This window comes from Xanthomonas sp. NCPPB 3570 (genome assembly GCF_056725115.1).
On record NZ_CM161513.1, the window covers coordinates 2120006 to 2137644 of the forward strand.

17 protein-coding genes are annotated in these 17639 nt (G+C 67.4%); 9 read left to right on the top strand and 8 right to left on the bottom strand.

Going from position 1 to position 17639, the window contains the following annotated elements; translation table 11 throughout:
- Positions 1 to 130: 130 nt before the first annotated feature.
- The 8 genes from AC1PLR_RS09365 to AC1PLR_RS09400 all read left to right on the top strand — a co-directional run bounded on the left by AC1PLR_RS09365 (position 131) and on the right by AC1PLR_RS09400 (position 7810).
- Entirely contained in the window at positions 131 to 679 is a 549-nt protein-coding gene (locus tag AC1PLR_RS09365; RefSeq protein ID WP_481103363.1) for a hypothetical protein, read from the top strand.
- On the top strand, positions 676 to 2028 hold the full coding sequence (locus tag AC1PLR_RS09370; RefSeq protein ID WP_481103364.1) for an AMP-binding protein: 1353 nt from the start codon (positions 676 to 678) through the stop codon (positions 2026 to 2028). The genes AC1PLR_RS09365 and AC1PLR_RS09370 overlap by 4 nt, the downstream gene beginning before the upstream one ends.
- Entirely contained in the window at positions 2021 to 2302 is a 282-nt protein-coding gene (locus tag AC1PLR_RS09375; protein WP_010340779.1) for an acyl carrier protein, read from the top strand. Before AC1PLR_RS09370 ends, AC1PLR_RS09375 begins: the two co-directional genes overlap by 8 nt.
- Positions 2299 to 3651 carry a coproporphyrinogen-III oxidase family protein gene (locus AC1PLR_RS09380; RefSeq protein ID WP_481103365.1) on the top strand — a complete coding sequence of 451 codons (1353 nt, stop codon included), beginning with the start codon at positions 2299 to 2301 and terminating at the stop codon, positions 3649 to 3651. The genes AC1PLR_RS09375 and AC1PLR_RS09380 overlap by 4 nt, the downstream gene beginning before the upstream one ends.
- Before the next feature lie 5 nt (positions 3652 to 3656).
- Positions 3657 to 4412 (top strand): hypothetical protein, encoded by a 756-nt coding sequence (locus tag AC1PLR_RS09385; RefSeq protein WP_371182352.1) that lies wholly within the window; start codon positions 3657 to 3659, stop codon positions 4410 to 4412.
- Complete coding sequence (locus AC1PLR_RS09390; protein WP_481103366.1) at positions 4409 to 5113, top strand: SDR family NAD(P)-dependent oxidoreductase; 705 nt, start codon at positions 4409 to 4411, stop codon at positions 5111 to 5113. The genes AC1PLR_RS09385 and AC1PLR_RS09390 overlap by 4 nt, the downstream gene beginning before the upstream one ends.
- On the top strand, positions 5107 to 5955 hold the full coding sequence (locus AC1PLR_RS09395) for a sulfotransferase family protein (RefSeq protein ID WP_481103367.1): 849 nt from the start codon (positions 5107 to 5109) through the stop codon (positions 5953 to 5955). The genes AC1PLR_RS09390 and AC1PLR_RS09395 overlap by 7 nt, the downstream gene beginning before the upstream one ends.
- Positions 5956 to 6223: 268 nt before the next feature.
- The gene (locus AC1PLR_RS09400; protein ID WP_481103368.1) at positions 6224 to 7810 is read left to right on the top strand and encodes a calcineurin-like phosphoesterase C-terminal domain-containing protein; all 1587 of its coding nucleotides are present in this window, start codon (positions 6224 to 6226) and stop codon (positions 7808 to 7810) included.
- Positions 7811 to 8035: 225 nt separating this feature from the next.
- Here the strand turns inward: AC1PLR_RS09400 and AC1PLR_RS09405 are convergent, their stop codons facing one another.
- The 7 genes from AC1PLR_RS09405 to AC1PLR_RS09435 all read right to left on the bottom strand — a co-directional run bounded on the left by AC1PLR_RS09405 (position 8036) and on the right by AC1PLR_RS09435 (position 15182).
- Positions 8036 to 8521 carry an STY0301 family protein gene (locus AC1PLR_RS09405; RefSeq protein ID WP_481103369.1) on the bottom strand — a complete coding sequence of 162 codons (486 nt, stop codon included), beginning with the start codon at positions 8519 to 8521 and terminating at the stop codon, positions 8036 to 8038.
- Positions 8522 to 8802: 281 nt separating this feature from the next.
- Positions 8803 to 9921, bottom strand: a complete 1119-nt coding sequence (locus AC1PLR_RS09410; protein WP_481103370.1) for a C13 family peptidase — start codon at positions 9919 to 9921, stop codon at positions 8803 to 8805.
- An 8-nt stretch (positions 9922 to 9929) separates the two neighbouring features.
- On the bottom strand, positions 9930 to 10628 hold the full coding sequence (mtnC, locus tag AC1PLR_RS09415; protein WP_481103371.1) for an acireductone synthase: 699 nt from the start codon (positions 10626 to 10628) through the stop codon (positions 9930 to 9932).
- A 3-nt stretch (positions 10629 to 10631) separates the two neighbouring features.
- On the bottom strand, positions 10632 to 11198 hold the full coding sequence (locus AC1PLR_RS09420; RefSeq protein WP_420009957.1) for a 1,2-dihydroxy-3-keto-5-methylthiopentene dioxygenase: 567 nt from the start codon (positions 11196 to 11198) through the stop codon (positions 10632 to 10634).
- A gap of 93 nt (positions 11199 to 11291) precedes the next feature.
- Complete coding sequence (locus AC1PLR_RS09425; protein WP_017912143.1) at positions 11292 to 11933, bottom strand: methylthioribulose 1-phosphate dehydratase; 642 nt, start codon at positions 11931 to 11933, stop codon at positions 11292 to 11294.
- 257 nt (positions 11934 to 12190) lie between these two features.
- Positions 12191 to 13624 (bottom strand): amino acid permease, encoded by a 1434-nt coding sequence (locus AC1PLR_RS09430; RefSeq protein ID WP_019802501.1) that lies wholly within the window; start codon positions 13622 to 13624, stop codon positions 12191 to 12193.
- 85 nt (positions 13625 to 13709) lie between these two features.
- The gene (locus tag AC1PLR_RS09435; protein ID WP_371182339.1) at positions 13710 to 15182 is read right to left on the bottom strand and encodes an amino acid permease; all 1473 of its coding nucleotides are present in this window, start codon (positions 15180 to 15182) and stop codon (positions 13710 to 13712) included.
- A 169-nt stretch (positions 15183 to 15351) separates the two neighbouring features.
- Here AC1PLR_RS09435 and AC1PLR_RS09440 point away from each other — a divergent pair, with 169 nt between their 5' ends.
- A complete protein-coding gene (locus AC1PLR_RS09440) occupies positions 15352 to 15900 on the top strand; it encodes an NUDIX hydrolase (protein ID WP_481103372.1) in 549 nt (182 codons plus the stop codon).
- A 376-nt stretch (positions 15901 to 16276) separates the two neighbouring features.
- On the opposite strand, the gene serA is transcribed toward AC1PLR_RS09440, so the two are convergent.
- Positions 16277 to 17518, bottom strand: coding sequence for a phosphoglycerate dehydrogenase (gene serA / locus AC1PLR_RS09445; RefSeq protein ID WP_481103373.1), 1242 nt, complete (start codon positions 17516 to 17518; stop codon positions 16277 to 16279).
- Between the last annotated feature and the right edge of the window lie 121 nt (positions 17519 to 17639).

Genomic DNA, 17639 nt, shown 5'->3' on the forward strand with positions numbered 1-17639 from the left:
GTTGAATTTCGCAAATTCTTCTGAATATACTCGGGCCACAGAGCCCCTACAGCATAAGGAAATGCACAATTATTGGTTGTGCATCTGACAGCCGTATGGTTGCGGCCGGCAGCATGTTTCAAGGACGGATATGACCTCGCACCTGCTGGCCTCCTGGACCGCCTTTCCGGATCCGCCCTCTGCGGACGCGTATGCCGGTGGATTGCGCGCCGACGCCGTCCCCTCGCGACGGCTCAACGATTATCTGGCCTTGCGCGGCTCCACCACCTTCTTTCTGGAGGCGCTCGCCGGATCGCCCGTCGAGGTCCATGTCCTCGATCAGCATATCGAAGCGCGGGCGAATGAAGGCGAGGTCCTGTGCCGCCGTTCGCGTCTTTATGTGCGCGATCCACGCAACATCCTCCTGGTCGCCGAATCGTCGATCCGCCTGTCCTGCGTCGACGCGCAGCAGCGGCAGAAGCTGCTCGACGGCAGCGTAGGAATCGGCAAGCTGTTCGATCCGCACGATCGTGGTCTCCTCGAAAAGACCGACCTGGAGACGCTGGCCGTGCCTGCACCTCGCAGTCTCCGCACCGAATCGACCTGGGCGCTCTCGCGGCGCTACGCGATGAAACTCAACGGCATCGACTGCGTCGAGGTCAGCGAAATCCTCAACAACGAATCGCTGGAGCGCGCATGATGACGCCGGTCGAGCGCGCCCATGCGCCCGCGTGCGACTGGCGCGGCGCGCTCGCCGCCAGCGGCAGCGTGGTGCACCTGAATGGAGCGCGGGCGACGCTGCAGGACCTGCTGCACAGCGGGCGCGAGCGCTGGAAGGCCAAGCGTGGGTACACGCGGGCGGCGATGCTGGGCGTCGACAATCTGGAGATGCTGTCGCAATTGCTGGCTGCCATTGTCGATGGGCATTCGCTGCTGCTGTGTGCAGGCAACGCGGCGCCACCGCCGCTGTGCGATGTGCATGTCGGTGCGTCGGTCGAAGGTGGCGCTGCGCCGTCGCCGCTGCAGATCCTCCCTCCACCGGCAGGGCATGCGCAGTGGCCCGTGGGCTTGGCGGTGCTGTCCTCGGGCACGGTGGGGGCGCCCAAGGTGATCTGGCATGCATACGACGATCTGCTGGCGACCAGCGCCATGGTGCTGCGCCGGTTGCAAATCGGCGCCGACGATCGGGTGTTGATTACCGTTCCCCTGCATCACATGTATGGTCTCGGCGCGGCGCTGCTGCCGGCATTGCTGGCCGGTGCGCAGATCCATCTGCTGCCCAAGGCCAATCTGCTGGGCTTCAACGATGCGCTGCGCGCTGCAAGGCCGACCTGGGTCTTTTCCACCCCGCATCTGTTGCGAATGCTGCTGCAGCGCAAGAACGCCCCGGTCGTCGGCTGTCGCGGCCTGGTGCTTGCCGGCGACGCGACGCCGCCGGTACTGCACGCGCAGGCGCAGCAGGTCTTCCATCGCGTTTTCGACCTCTACGGAAGTTCCGAACTGGGTGTGGTCGCGATTTCCGCGCCCAATGCGCCCGGGGCGTTGCGTCCGCTCGAGGGCGTGTCCGCATGCATCGCAGACGCCAGCGCCGGACAGGGCAATCTCCTGGTGACCCATCCGCACGCTGCCACGCATCTGGCCCATCAAGGCGAACTGACGGCGTTTCCCGCCGTCTGGGACACGCGCGACATCGCGGCCTTCGATGACAGTGGCGGCTTCTGCATCCGCGGCCGCGCCGATCTCAGCCTGAACCGCGCGGGCAAGCTGCTGATCCTGGCCGATCTGGAGAGCACCATGATGGCGTGGCCCGACGTCGCGCAGGCCGTGGCGATCGTGCTCGACGAAGACACCACGGTGGGCAAGGCGATCGCGGCCGTGGTCAAGCCTGCCAACCCCACGCTGACCGTCGACGTGCTCAAGCAGCATGCGTCGATCACGCTGCCGGCCTTCGCCAGGCCGGATCACTACACGCTCGTTTCGGATCTGCCTTGTCTGGGCAGCGGAAAGCCCGACCGGAAGACCATCATCAAGGACTACTGCCATGGATAAGCCCCAGATCGTCGATACCTTGAAGCGGCTGATCGCCGAGGACCTGGATCTCAATGTGCGCTACGAGCAGATCCCGGATGGGGCGTCGTTCCTGGAAGACGGGCTTGCGCTTGATTCGATCAGCATGGCGGAGTTCATCAACCATCTGGAGCGCCGCTTCCCGATCCGCATCCTGGACGAAGATCTGGAGTCGGACACGTTCAGGTCGCTGGACAGCGTGGCCTCGCTCGTGCTCATGCGCCTGCCGGCGCGCACGGCCGAGGCGGCGCAATGACCGAGCTCACGATCGCGCTGGTCGACGACGCGCGTGGTCCGCCCCTGCCGTCGCCTCCGCCGGACTATCGCAACGAACTGCCCAACCGCGACGGCTTCGTGGTGGCGTGGCCGCCCCAGCGCTACTGGAAGTCGGCCGGCGACGCCGATCTCCTGGCCGAACAGCCGCTGCATCTGTACTTCCATATCCCGTTCTGCCTGCAGCGCTGTCGCTACTGCTTCTTCAAGATCGAGATCCTGTCCGACTCCTCGCATGCGGTCCGCGAGCGCTATGTCGACGCGCTGTGTCGCGAGATCGAACTGGTCGCCGATGCGCACAGGTTGCGCGGACGCACGGTGAAGTCGATCTACTTCGGCGGCGGCACGCCGAGCGTGATCCAGCCCGAGCAGTTGCGCCGCATCAAGCGCAAGATCGAGGAGTGCTTCGTGCTCGATGCGCCGGAGTTCGTCTTCGAGATCGAGCCGATCACGTTGAACAACCGCATGATCGATGGGTTGGCGGACCTGGGCGTCAACCGGATCAGCTTCGGCATCCAGTCCTTCGACGACCGCGTGGTCGCCCTGACCGGTCGCCACGATACCGACGAGAAGAACTCGCGGGCGATCGAGCGTGCGCTGAAGACCGGTGCCGTGGTCAATGTGGACCTGCTGTCCGGGCTCGAAGGCGAGGTGATGGGCAGCTGGCAGCATTCGATCAACCGCGCCATCTCCCTCGGCGTGCATGCGGTCACCGTCTACAAGATGGAGTTGTACTCCAACGCGCACTACATGAACGACGTCCGCCAGGGCACGCTCACGCTGCCCGGTCCGGACCAGGAAATGGCGTTTGCGCGCTGGGGACTTTCGCGGCTGCGCGAGGCGGGCTACCTGCCGTCCACCTATTTCACCTTCACCCGCGAAGGAAAATATCCGCAACGGCACATCATCAGTCGCTGGCGCGGTGAAGACCTGTATGGCTTCGGCGCATCGGCGTTCGGTACCGTGGGCGGACGCAGCCGGCAGAACGTCACCGAGATCGATGCCTATCTGGACCGCGTCGAGCGCGGTGCGATCCCGACGCAGCGGGTGCTGGAGATCAGCAGCGCCGACCAGATGCTGCGCGACCTGGTGATGGGGCTGAAGACGACCGCGATCGATCTCGACGCCTACTGCGACAGGCACGGCGTACAGCTCGACACGACGCTTGCCGAAGACCTTGCGCACCTGCAGCGGCAGGGCCTGGTCACGCTCGAGGACGAGCGGCTGCGCCTGACCGACGAAGGCATCCTCTACGGCGACTACTGCGGCCGTTATCTGGGCGCCGGACTGCGCCGCAAGCTCACCGGAAAGGCCGGGCCGCTGAGAGCCTGACCACGATGCTGATCACGCCGGATTTCGTTTTCATCCATATGCCCAAGACGGGCGGAACGTTCATCACCGAGATGCTGCGACGTGCGTACGGCCCGCGGGCCGTCGAGACCGGGCGCAAGCACGGTACCTGCGACGAGATCCCGGACGCGGACCGGGGCAAGCCGATCCTCTCGGTCATGCGCTCGCCGTTCGAGCGCTACGTCTCGCAGTACCACTATGGCTGGTGGAAGACCCATCCGCAGGAATACTGCGATCCTGCGCGGATCCAGCAGGAGTTCCCGGCGTATCCCCAGGTCGGTTTCGGGGAGTTCGTCGCGATCGCCAATCGTTTCTTCGTCAATGTGCATCGCGGCATGCCCAGCGGCTACGACACGCCGAAGCTGCCGGCCGAACGTGCGATCGGATGGCATACCGAGCAGTTCATCCGCTTCTTCTGCCGGGACCCGAAGCGCGTATTCGCCGGCATCGTCGACCAGGACCTGGACCGGGGCCATCTGCAGGCGCATGAGTATCCGGTCGAGTTCCTGCGCACCGAGACGCTCAACGACGACCTCGCCGATTACCTCGAACGGCTGGGTGCGGATGCGGCGCTGTCCAGGTGCGTCCGACAGCACGACCGGGTCCTGCCGGATCAGGCCCACGAAGCGCGGGCGCGCCCGCACGCACGCGATTACTTCGACGATCGCTTGCGCGATTTCGTCGCGCGCAAGGAGGCCTTCCTGTTCAATCGCTTTCCGGAATACCGGGCAGGTGTGCAATGACGCAGACGCGCAGCGGCGATCGCGTCGCCCTCATCAGTGGCGGCAATCGCGGGATCGGGCTGGCGACGTGCGAAGGCCTCGCCAAGCGTGGCATGCAGGTGTACATGGGGTGCCGGAACCTGGCCGATGGCATGGCCGTGGTCGCGCGCCGCCAGCTGAGCGGGGTGACGCCGATCCAGCTGGACGTCTGTTCCGAAGCGTCGATGGTCGCGGCGGTCGACGTCATTGCAAAAGCCCATGGGCATGTCGACGTGCTCGTGAACAATGCCGGCGTCTCCGTCGGCGTGCGCGATACGCCCAGTACGGAAGCCGAGGCGCAGGCGCGGGCGACGTTCGACGTCAACTTCTTCGGCCCGTGGCGGCTGATCCAGTTGGTCCTGCCCCTGATGCAGTTGCGGCCGCAGGCGCAGATCATCAATGTCTCCAGTGGGCACGGCAGTTCGACCAAGATCGAAGGCAACAACCTGGCGTACCGCAGCTCGAAGTCGGCATTGAATGTGCTGACCCAGGCGCTGGCCATGGAGCTCGCCGACCGCGGCATCCGCGTCAATTGCATGACGCCGGGCTGGGTCAGGACCAAGCTCGGCGGCATCGCCGCGCCGCGCTCGCCGGAGCAGGGGGCCGAGACCATCCTGTGGCTGGCCGATGGCGGCGGCGAGACCGGCAAGTTCTACAAGGACAAGGCGGTTTTCCCGTGGTGAAGGCGCCCAACCTGTTCGTCATCGGTGCGCCGAGGTGCGGTACCACCTCGTTGTTCGCCGCGCTCAAGCAGCATCCGGACGTTTACGCGAGCGTGCTGAAGGAGCCGCACTTCTATGCCGCGGACCTGCCCGCACAGCCGCACACCGTCTCCGATCCCGCGGACTATCAGCGGCTGTTCGCTGCTGCGGGCGACCAGCGCTATCGCGCCGAAGCGTCGGTCTGGTACTTCTACAGCCAGGAGGCGCCGGCACGGATCGCCAGGGCGCATTCGGACGCGCGGATCGTGCTGCTGCTGCGAAGCCCGGCCGACATGCTGCTCAGCCTGTATGCCCTGTATCTGCGGACGGGCAACGAAGCCGACACGGATCCCGAGGCGGCCGTGTTCCGCACGAGCGAGGCACGTTTCGCGAACACGTATTTCCCGTTCGGGCTGCACTACCTCAACTTGCTGGACGTCACCGGGCCACTGTCGCGCTGGCGCAGCTTCTTTCCCAGGGAGCGGTTGCGGGTGCTGACCTACGAGGACATGTACGCGTCGCCGCAGGCGGGGTTTCGCGATCTTTGCGGCTGGCTGGGCATCGACCAGGAAGCGCCGGTGAGCTTCGATGCCCGGCAGGCACGCGAGGCGGTGCGTCGCATGGCAACGAAGCAACTGCGCGATCTGCCCGACCATCTCCGCCGGAAGCTGAATCCCGCTGCCTCCCGATTGCACGCCGGCAAGGCGGACGTTGCGATCCCCGCTGCGCTGCGCACACGTCTGCGCCACCATGCGCAGGAACGCAACGCCGGCTTCGCGCTGGCAGCGGACAGGCCATGGCCTGACGCGTGGCGAGCTGCCTGACGGTGTCGCTGCGAACATGATCGCCCGCGTGGCGGGTCAGGGCAGGGCAGCATTTCCTCGGGTGGACGCCTGTGCGGACCGGGGGCCGCCGAGTGCCGCGTGCGCCGGGCTGCAGCTCGATTGATCGCCTGCGTTCGCCCAACCGTTGGGCGTGACTGTGCAGGACGTTGCCGGCCCGCTGGCTGTGCGCCGGATCGCCCGGTCGCGGTGACCGTCGTTCCGTGATCAATGGCTACAATGGCGGTTTCGCTTGCTCTCGGGATTGACCATGTTGCTGCGTGCCGTCGTGCTCACCTGCCTGTTGACCGCCGCGCTTCCCGTGCTGGCGCAGCCGGCGACGATCAGCGGCAGCGTCTACCAGGAGCGCGATGGCCATGCTGGACGTGGCGATGGCGAGCCCGGCATCGCCGGCGTGCAGGTCTCCGATGGCGTGCACATCGTGCGCACCGACGCGCAGGGGCGCTACTCCTTGCAAGTGGAGCCGGGACGCACGGTCTTCGTGATCAAGCCCGACGGCTACACCTTCGCCAGCGCAGGCAACGGTCTGCCTGCCTATTGGCGCCACTATGCGCCGGCCGGCTCGCCCAGGCTCAAGTACCCTGGGATCGCGCCCACGACCGGCGCCACCGAGCACTGGGATTTCGCGCTGCGTGCGCAGCCCAAGGCCGACAGCACCGAGGTGCTGGTCTTCGCCGACAGCCAGACCGCCTCGATGACCGACGTCGGCTACTACGCCCGCGCGATCGTCGCCCCGCTGGTCGGCAAGACGCAGGCGCGCCTGGGCACCACGCTGGGCGACCTGGTCAGCGACGACTTGTCGCTGTTTCCCGCGCTGAACGCCGAAACCGTCAAGCTGGGCGTGCCGTGGTTCCACGTGCCCGGCAACCACGACCTGAATTTCGACGCGGCCGACGACCTGGGGTCGTTGGCCAGTTGGCGCGCGATCTACGGCCCGGACACCTACGCGGTGGAGGATGGAGGCGCCAGCTTCGTGTTCCTCGACGACGTGATCTATCAGCCGCAGCGCCAGCCCGACTACATCGGCGGCTTGCGCGAGGATCAGTTCGCGTTCCTGCAGACCTACCTGGCGAGCGTTCCCAAGGATCGGCTGCTGGTGCTGGGGATGCATATCCACCTGTTCGACGCGGTCCCCGGCAAGGAGTCCTTCCGCCATGCCGACCGTGCGCGGCTGTTCGCGCTGCTGAAGGGCTTCCCGCACGTGTTGGTGCTCACCGCGCACAGCCATACCCAGCGGCACATGTACTACACCGCCGCCGACGGCTGGCAGGGCGCGAGCCCGTTGCACGAGTACAACGTCGGCGCCGCTTGTGGCGCCTATTGGTCCGGCGTCAAGGGCGCTGACGGCGTGCCGGTGACGACGATGTCCGACGGCACGCCCAATGGCTATGCCGTGCTGACCGTGAAGCGCGGCGGCGACTATGCGCTCGCCTATCACGCCGCGCGCGCCGCCGGCGATCCGCAGCTGCAGTTGCATGCGCCCAAGGTGCTGCGCCGTGGTGCCTACCCGGCCTGGGGGGTGTACGCGAACGTGTTCATGGGCGAGGACGACACGCGTGTGGAGTACCGTCTCGATGGCGGCCCCTGGAAGCCGATGCGGCACGTCCGGCAGCCGGATCCGGACCTGCTCGCGGAGAACGCGCGCGACGATGCCGCCGACGCGTTGCGTGGTTACGACCGTTCGCCGGAAGCCACGCCGTCGGAACACCTGTGGCGCGGCGTCCTGCCCACCGACCTGAGCGTCGGCGCCCACCGGATCGAGGTCCGCGCCTTCGATCGCTGGCGCGGCGAGCAGCGCGCCAGCACCAGCTACCGGTTGCAGGACGCGTCGCCCTGAACGCGCCACGGTTGCGACGCCGGCGTCCCGGCGACGCCAGTTCAGTCGCGATCTAGATGTTTTCAACCGCTGTCCTGGGTTGGGACGGCGCTCCGGACCGGGCAAACGCCAGCCCATTCGCCAATGCAAGCGCCGATCGGCGCATCGGCTTCATCGCCAACGACAACAGCCGGTTCTACTTCGCCCGGCGGCCGCGTGTGCTTGGCCCGATCGCCGTGCCGACTTTCATTTGCAGGTTACGCGAAGGACATTCTTTGCATTGATTGAATAGCTGCATTGCTCCACACGGTTCGCCAGCTTTACATCCTGCGTTTGCTTGTCCGCGTACTTGCAGCGCAAGGTGACGAAGCGGCCCTCATCGTAGATGTAGCCGAGAACCCAATGGCCGTCTCGTTCCTTTGCCACGTCGGGTTCAAGCGTTGCGAGATCATGTGGTCCTCCATCGAATGCATCGATGGAGCGAAGTGGCTGGTTCTGTCGAATGGGGCAGACGGAAGGCGCGGCGAGCGCACTCCTCCAGCCAAATAGGCAAAGGAGGAGCGCGGCAAGTTGCTTGCTCGATGACATAGAGGTTGCTTCCATCTGCGCCGCTTCGGCCGGGCCTTCGCCTGTGTAGCCTTGATCGAGGAAGTCGGCTTCACCGCCTGCCGAGTCTGGTGTGGACCGCCGCTGGCGGCGCGGCTCGTCGTACTGCCGGTCTGGCATTGGCATGAAACAAAAAAACCTCCATGAAGGAGGCCGATGAAACGCGAGGATCCTGGCTGGCGAGCGAAGGCTGGCGGGCGGACGGATCGGTGCGCAGCTGGCTGGCGAAAGGCTGGCGGGCTTGCTGCGGGGCGCAGTGTAGCGGGCGCACGTGATCGGCAATCGAACGCGAATCACTCTCATCTATGGGGTCGCTGCGGACTCCTGCTCCAGGCCCCGTGCGGGCACCAGCGCTGGAGCCGTCACCGTCGGGGCCGTATGTGCGCTGCTCGACGGAGCAGGACGACTCACTGCGCGGGAGCGGCAGCCGATGGCGATCGCGCCTGTTTTGCGGGCGTCGGGGGAGCAGTGGCTTGCGTGGTCCCGGGCGCGTAGTCCGGTTCGCCATCGGCCGCAGTCGCTGCGTCGTCCGCATCGGGTTCCGGGTACGGATAGGGCGGTGCGGCGGCGTTCGGCAACTGCGCGCGCCAGTGCTGCAGCCAGGTGCCGATGCGCGCACCCACGTACAGCTGCGGATACGACGGCGCTTCGCCTTCGGCCTGTTCGCGTGCGCTGATCTCGGCGCTGGCCAGGCTGTAGCTTTCGATCATGTCGGTGGTGCGCGCCAGTGCGTCAATCAGCCAGGCACGGCCGAAATAGGTGGCGCTGGCGGTGTTGCCGCAGCCGAACGAGGGCCGGTCGCGGCGTGCGGCGGTGATCACCAGGGTGTCGGCGGTCTTCAGCGCCGGCACGAAGCCGCCGGAGTAGCAGGCCGAGATCACGATGATGCGGTTGCGGATGCCCGCGTCGTCGAGCAGGCGGCGCAGTTCCTGCGGGGTGATGGTGTCGTACTCGGCATCCTCGCCGGGGCCGAACTGCAGGTACAGCTCGTGCTTGTCGGTGCCGTGGCTGGTCAGGAACAGCAGCAGCGCATCCTCGCGCGGATCCATCAGTTTGCCGACGCGGTCCAGCGTATCGGCCAGGTTGTCGTAGGACGCCTGTGGCGCGTAGGCGTGCGTGCCCAGGTTGTCGCCGTGGTTGATCAGGGTGGCGATGCGGCCAGCGGCGCCGAAGCGCTGCGTGAACATCTGCTGCAGGTACAGCACTTCGTTGCGGAACACGTCCTCGCTGGCGTCGCCGGCGAAGCCGACCACGTACAGGTCGGGAATGCCTGGGCGCTGCGCCTGCAGCGATCCCAGCGCCTGGCGCAGTTGCGCCTGGTCGACCGGATCCGGTGCCGCCTCGTCCTGTGCCGCCGCGTCCTGCGCGGTGTCGGCCGCGCCGGCCGGCATGGCGCCGGCATCGGAATGGCAAGCGGGCAGGGCCAGCGCCAGCAGCGCGGCCGGCAGCAAGCGGCGTCGCAGCACGGCAAGCGGGCGCTGCCACGCCGCCAGGATGGCCCTCAAGGCAGCGGCAGGCCGGCGCATGCGGGTTCTCAGAAGCCCAGGTCGGCGAAGCTCTCCGCGCGGCGGTGGCCGTTGCAGGCCTCGCCCTGACGCGGTTGCGGGTAATCGTCGCGGCGGTCGATCAGCACCGTGTCCAGGCCGGCAGCACGGGCCGCATCCAGTTCGGCGACCACGTCGGACAGGAACACGATCTGCGCCGGCGCCACCCCGATCGCCTCGGCGATGCGCGTGTAGCTGGGTTGCTCGCGCTTGCCGCCGATCTCGGTATCGAACCAGCCGGAGAACAGCGCGCGCAGGTCGCCCGCGTCGCTATGGCCGAAGAACAGTTTCTGCGCCGGCACCGAGCCGGACGAGTACACGTACAGCGCGCGGCCGTCGGCGTGCCAGCGGCGCAGCGCCGGTGCGGCATCGGGATAGATGTGCGCGGTGAAGTCGGCATCGCGGTAGCCGGCTTCCCAGATCATGCCCTGCAGCGCCTTGAGCGCGGTGTGCTTGCGGTCCTGGTCGATCCAGCCTTGCAGGGTCTCCACGATCACCGCATCGGTGCAGATGCCGCCGCATTCGCTGGCCACGGCATCCAGCCATTGCCGCACCTGCGGCTGCTGGCCATGCTCGCGCACGAAGCCGGGCAGGGCGCGGCGCGCGTACGGGAACAGCACGTCCTTGACGAAGGAGATGCTGCTGGTGGTGCCTTCGATGTCGGTGAGAACGACGCGCGGATCGGTCATCGCTCAGTGCGCCTCGCCGCGCAGCTTCGCCTCGTAGCGCGGGAAGCGCTGGGCGATGTCGGTGCCGGTGAAGTGGCCGACCCAGCCGTCCGGCTCGGTGAAGAAGCGGATCGCGACGAAGCGCGGCTCCGGGCCCATGTCGAACCAATGGTGGGTGCCGTCGGGCACGGCGATCAGGTCGTTCTGCACGCACTCGATCTCGTAGACCTTGCCGTCCACGTGCAGGGTGAACAGACCGGAGCCGGCGACGAAGAAACGCACCTCGTCTTCCTTGTGGAAGTGCTCGTCGAGGAACTTCTTGCGCATCTCCTCGCGCTGCGGGTTGTCGGGGGCGATGCTGACCACGTCCACGGTCTTGAAGCCATTGGCGGCGACCAGGCGGTCGATGTCGGCCTTGTAGGCGGCCATCACCGCTTCCGGCGAGGCGCCGGCCTCGATCGGCTGGTTGGCCTGCCAGCGCTCGAAGGTGACGCCGATCTTGCGCAGTTCGGCGGCGATCGCGTCGCCATCGCGGCTGTCGAACAGCGGCGCGTCGGGAGTGGTGTCGGCGAAGATGCGGAGTCGGCTCATGGCGGCGGGCGAAAGCGGCAGGGGGACGAAAAGGGTAGCAGGTGCGCGGCCGGCGGCCGTTGCGGCGCTGGAACGCTGTCGCGCCGCGGCGGCTCAGCCGGCGGCGCGCAGCTTGCGCAGCTCCAGCTCGCAGTGCAGCAGGAACTCGAAGGCCTCCAGGTGGCGGCGCGCCTCGGCCATGTCGCGGCCCCAGGCGTACAGGCCGTGGCCATCGATGAGGTAGCCCCACAGCGGCGTGCGATCGAGCAGGGCGTCGACCTGCGCCGCCAGCACGGTCATGTCCTGGGTATTGGCGAACACCGGCAGGTCCACGGCGGTCTCGTGGGTCTGGTTGCCATGCAGCGCCTTCAGCAGCTCGTAGCCTTCCAGGCGGATATGGCCCTGCGGCGCATAGAGGCGCGAAGCGATGGTCTGCACCGGCGAATGCGTATGCAGGATGCAGCCGACCTCGGGGAAGCGCCGGTACAACTGGGTGTGCAGCAGGGTCTCGGCGGACGGGCGCAGCGGGCGGCCGACGGCCTGGCCGTCGAAGTCCACCACCATGATGTCGTCCTCCACCAGCCGGCCCTTGTCGCGACCGGAGACGGTGATCGCGGCATGGCGATCGTCCAGGCGGTGCGAGAAGTTGCTGCTGGTGGCAGGCGTCCAGCCGGCCTGCGAGAGCTCGCGGATGTTGTCGATCAGCAGGTGCGCCAGCGTGCGCAGGCGCTCGGAATCGTAGGGCAGTGCGTTCATGCGCGTAGTGTAGGGCTTGGGGGTTGGATTGGGATGACAGGTGGCTGGTCCAAGCGCATCTGCTCATGCCGTACCCTCACCCCAACCCCTCTCCCGGAGGGAGAGGGGCTTTGGCTTCTCCCTTCTCCCCTTGGGAGAAGGTGCCCCGCAGGGGCGGATGAGGGTACGGGCGAAGCCACGTGTGCCAGCTGGGCGCAGCGCTTCGCGCTCCGTACCCTCACCCCAACCCCCCTCCCGAAGGGAGAGGGGCTCTGCGCTCAGCCTTGGCTGCCGCGCAGGCGGCTGTGGCGGTAGCCGTAGCCGAAGTAGATCGCCAGGCCGATCACCGTCCAGCCGGCCATCAGCATCCAGTTGTGCGCGGTCATCGCCGACAGCAGCGCCAGGCAACTGAGCACGCCGGCGATGCAGATCGGCCACGCAAACGGGATGCGGAACGGCCGCGGCAGGTCCGGCTGGGTGCGGCGCAGGATCAGCACGCCGGCGCAGACCGCGGCGAAGGCGATCAGGGTGCCCATCGAGGTCAGTTCGCCCAGCACGTCCAGCGGGAACAGCGCCGCCAGCAGGGCGATGCCGATGCCGGTGATCACCGTGTTGACGTGCGGAGTGCGGTAGGTCGGGTGGATCTTGGTGAACACCGGCGGCAGCAGGCCGTCGCGGGCGATGATCATGAAGATGCGCGGCTGGCCGATGATCATCACCAGCACCACCGACGACAGGCCGATCAGCGCGCCGACCTCCACCACCACGCGCAGCCAGCCCAGCTGCGGATGCGCCGCGACCGCGGTCACCACCGGCTCGTCGGTGCCCAGTTGCGCGAACGGCACCAGCCCGGTCATCACCGCGGCCATGGCAATGTACAGCACGGTGCAGATCACCAGCGACAGGATCATGCCGATCGGCAAATCGCGCTGCGGCCGATGCGATTCCTGCGCCGCCACCGACACCGCCTCGAAGCCGATGTAGGCGAAGAACACCATCGCCGCGCCGCGCAGCACGCCGTCCATGCCGTACTTGCCGGGGCCTTCGTTGGCGGGGATGAACGGGTGCCAGTTGGCCGGATCCACGTATTTCCAGCCGGCGGCGATGACCAGCACGATCAGGCCGCTCTTCAGCACCACCATCGCCATGTTCATCGCCGAGGACTTGCGGATGCCGACGTAGCACAGCCAGGTCAGCAGCAGCACGATGCCGGCCGCGGGCAGGTTGGCGATCGCGCCGGTGGGCTGCAGCTTGCCGTCCAGCGGTGCGTTGACCAGGGCCGCCGGCAGATGGATGTCGAAGTGGTCGAGCAGGCTGAGGAAATAGCCGGTCCAGCTCACCGCCACCGCCGAGGCCGACACGCCGTATTCCAGCACCAGCATCCAGCCGATGAACCAGGCGGCCAGTTCGCCGAAGGTGGCGTAGGTATAGGTGTAGGCGCTGCCGGAGACCGGCACCATCGCCGCGAACTCGGCGTAGGCCAGCGCGCAGAACGCGCAGCACACCGCCGCCAGCACGAACGAGAGCATGATCGCCGGCCCGGCGTGGTTGGCCGCGGCCTGCCCGGTGATGACGAAGATGCCGCCGCCGATCACCGCGCCGATGCCCAGCGCGGTCAGGCCCCAGGGGCCGAGCGCGCGTTGCAGGCCCAGCCCGCCGGCGTCCTCGTGGCTGGCATGGGGGTGTTTGGTAGCCAAGAGTTGTTTGAGCATGGAGCGGTTCCAGCCGGGCGCGGCGCGCGAGGAAGAGGGGACGAACGCGAAGACCGGCGCGGACGCCGGTCTTCGGGGGAGCGGATCAGGCCTTCGCGGCCAGGCGGCTGTTGCGGATGCCGTAGAAGAAGTAGATGCACAGCCCGATCAGGGTCCAGCCGACGAACACCTTCCAGTGTTCCTGGAACGCCTGGAAGAACAGGCCGACGCAGAACAGCGCGCCCAGCGGGCACACTGCCCAGAACAGCGGTACCCGGAACGGACGCGGCAGGTCGGGTCGGGTGAAGCGCAGCACCATCACGCCGACGCAGACCGTGGCGAAGGCCAGCAGGGTGCCCATCGACACCAGTTCGCCCAGCACGTCCAGCGGAATCAGTCCGGCCAGCAGCGCGGCCAGCACGCCGACCACCACCGTGCCGACGTAGGGCGTGTGGAAGCGGCGGTGGACCTTGCCGAACAGCTTCGGCAGCAGGCCGTCGCGGGACATGGTGTAGAAGATGCGCGGCTGCGCCATCAGCATCACCAGCACCACCGAGGACAGGCCGGCGATGGCGCCGATCTCGACGAAGGTCTTCAGCCAGGCCAGCTGCGGGTAGTGCTCCAGCGCGGTGGCCACCGGCTTGGCGGTACCCAACTGGGTGTAGGGCAGCAGGCCGGTCAGCACCGCGCAGACGATGATGTAGATGATGGTGCAGATGGCCAGCGACACCAGGATGCCGATCGGCATGTTCTTCTGCGGGTCCTTGGTTTCGCCGGCGGAGGTGGAGACCGCATCGAAGCCGATATAGGAGAAGAACACGATGGAGGCCGCACGGAAGATGCCGCTCCAGCCGAACTCGCCCGGGCCGGTGTTCTCGGGGATGAACGGATGCCAGTTGTCCGGGTTGATGTAGAAGAGGCCGACGCCGACGAACAGGCAGATCACCAGCACCTTGATCGCCACCACGATGGCGTTGACGAAGGCCGACTGGGTGACGCCGATGTAGCACAGCGTGCTGACCGCGGCCACGATCAGCACCGCCGGCAGGTTGACGAGGTTGCCCGAGGCCACGAACGCGTGGCCGGTCCAGGTCAGCGGTGCGCTGGCCAGCTCCGCCGGGAAGGGCAGGCCGAGGGTGCCGGTGACGAAGCTGATCAGGTAGGCCGACCAGCCGACCGCGACGCTGGAGCCGGCGAACAGGTATTCCAGCACCAGGCACCAGCCGATGAACCAGGCCACGCCTTCGCCGAGCGTGGCGTAGGAATACGAGTAGGCGCTGCCGGAGACCGGCAGCATCGCCGCGAACTCGGCGTAGCACAGGCCGGCGAAGGCGCAGGCCAGGCCGGCGAACACGAACGAGAGCATCACTGCCGGGCCGGCATGATTGGCCGCGGCCTGGCCGGTGAGCACGAAGATGCCGGCGCCGATCACCGCGCCGATGCCGAGCAGGATCAGGTGTCTGGCGGTGAGGGTGCGTTTGAGGGTGGCTTCGCCCTCCAGACTGCCTTCGAACGGTTCGCCGGCATCGACGTGACCGGCCGGTTCGATCGGCTTGACCCTCAGCAAAGACTTGAGCATTCGGTGCATCCCCAGGTGGCGGTACGGGGCAAGCGGCCCCGGCAATGGCGAAGCGCCGGGCCCGAAGCGGGCGACGCAAGCGTCGTACCATGCCAAAGCCGGCCGGCCGCCACAAGCCGCGCTGCACCGTCGGCGGCGATAATGGCGGCCCCCGAACGCGAGAACGCCGATGCCGGAGTCGCCCCTACGCCAGCAGTTGCAGGCCCATGCCCGGCAGTGTCCGCAGCAGGCCGAGGTCGCCGCGCAGTTCCTGGCCTTGCTGGACGATGCCGCCGACCCGTTCGTGCGCGCGCGCCTGGACGGCCATTTCACCGGCTCGGCCTGGCTGGTCAGCGCCGACGGCATGCGCACCCTGCTGACCCATCACCGCAAGCTGCAGCGCTGGCTGCAACTGGGCGGACACGCCGACGGCGACCGCGATCTGGCGCGGGTGGCGTTGAAGGAGGCGGAGGAGGAGTCGGGGCTGGCTGGCCTGGGATTGGACGACGGCGCGATCTTCGACCTGGACCGGCACTGGATTCCTGAGCGGGGCGACGTGCCGGGGCACTGGCACTACGATGCACGGTATGTGGTCCGCGCCGGCGCGGACGAGGCCTTTGCGGTCAGTGAAGAATCGCTGGCCCTGGCCTGGCGCCCGATTGCCGAATTGCTGGATGAAGCGGATCTGGATCCGTCGCTGCGGCGCATGGCGCAAAAGTGGCTGCAGCGAACTGCTTAGCCCCTCTCCCACCGGGAGAGGGGTTGGGGTGAGGGTGGTGCGCGAAGCGCTGCACCAATCTGGCAACACGAGGCTGCGCCCGTACCCTCATCCGCCCCTTCGGGGCACCTTCTCCCGATGGGGGAAGGAAAAGCGCTAGCCCCTCTCCCCCCGGGAGAGGGGTTGGGGTGAGGGTCGGGCGCGAAGCGCAGGCGGTGTTTTGGCTGCACGAGGCTGCGCCCGTACCCTCATCCGCCCCTTCGGGGCACCTTCTCCCGAGGGGAGAAGGAAGCGCCGGCTCCGGCTGGATGGCTGAGCCCCTCTCCCTCCGGGAGAGGGGTTGGGGTGAGGGTAAGAGCGCGCAGCGCACCCACAAATCCCCAATCCCCAATCCCCGCTAGTAAAGAATGCGCGTCCGCAACGTCCCCGCCACCTGCGCCAGTTCCTCCTTCAGCACCGCCGCCTGCTCCTCGCTGGCGCCGACGTCGATCACCACGTAGCCGACCTTGGGGTCGGTGCGCAGGAACTGGCCGTCGATGTTGACGTTGTGCCGGGAGAACAGTTCGTTGATCTGCGACAGCACACCCGGCACGTTGCGGTGGATGTGCAGCAGGCGCAGGCTCTCGGCGTGCTCGGGCAGGGTCACCTCGGGGAAGTTCACCGCCGACAGGGTGCTGCCGTTGTCGCTGTAGCGCACCAGCTTGGCCGCCACTTCCACGCCGATGTTGTCCTGCGCCTCCAGCGTGCTGCCGCCCACGTGCGGGGTCAGGATCACGTTGTCGTGCCCGACCAGCGGCGATTCGAACAGGTCGCCGTTGCCCTTGGGCTCGATCGGGAACACGTCCACCGCGGCGCCGCCGATGTGGCCGCTGCGCAGCGCCGCGTCCAGTGCGTCGATGTCGATGACGGTGCCGCGCGAGGCGTTGATCAGGTGCGCGCCCGGCTTCATCTGCGCCAGTTGCGCCGCGCCGATCATGTCGCGGGTGGCCGCGGTTTCCGGCACGTGCAGGGTGACCACATCCGAGCGCGCCAGCAGGTCGTCCAGGTCGGTGGCGGTGCGGGCGTTGCCCAGCGACAGCTTGGTCTCGATGTCGTGGAAGATCACCTGCATGCCCAGCGCCTCGGCGAGCACGCCGACCTGGGTGCCGATGTGGCCGTAGCCGACGATGCCCAACACCTTGCCGCGGGTCTCGTGGCTGCCGGCGGCCGACTTCGACCAGCCGCCGCGGTGGCATTCGGCGTTCTTCTGCGGAATGCCGCGCAACAGCAGGATGGCCTCGGCGATCACCAGTTCGGCGACGCTGCGGGTGTTGGAGTAGGGCGCATTGAACACCGGGATGCCGGCCAGTTCGGCGGCGTCCAGGTCGACCTGGTTGGTGCCGATGCAGAAGCAGCCGACCGCGATCAGGCGCTTGGCGTGGGCCAGCACCTCGGCGCTGAGCTGGGTGCGCGAGCGGATGCCGACGATGTGCGCCTCGGCGATGCGCTGCTTGAGCTCGTCTTCCGGCAGCGACTTGGCGTGCAGTTCGATCTGCGAGTAGCCGGCCGCGCGGAACACGTCGACGGCGGTCTGGCTGATGCCTTCGAGCAGCAGCACGCGGATATCCTGCTTCGGAAACGAGGTCTTCTTGGGCGACATTGCGGCGAGGGAGCGATGGCCAACGGGCCGGTCACTATGCCAGATGGCTCCGCGCTTTGGTGCGCCGCAATAGGATGCAGGGAGGCCGCGGATGCAACGCCGGTGGACGGTTTCAGGTGCA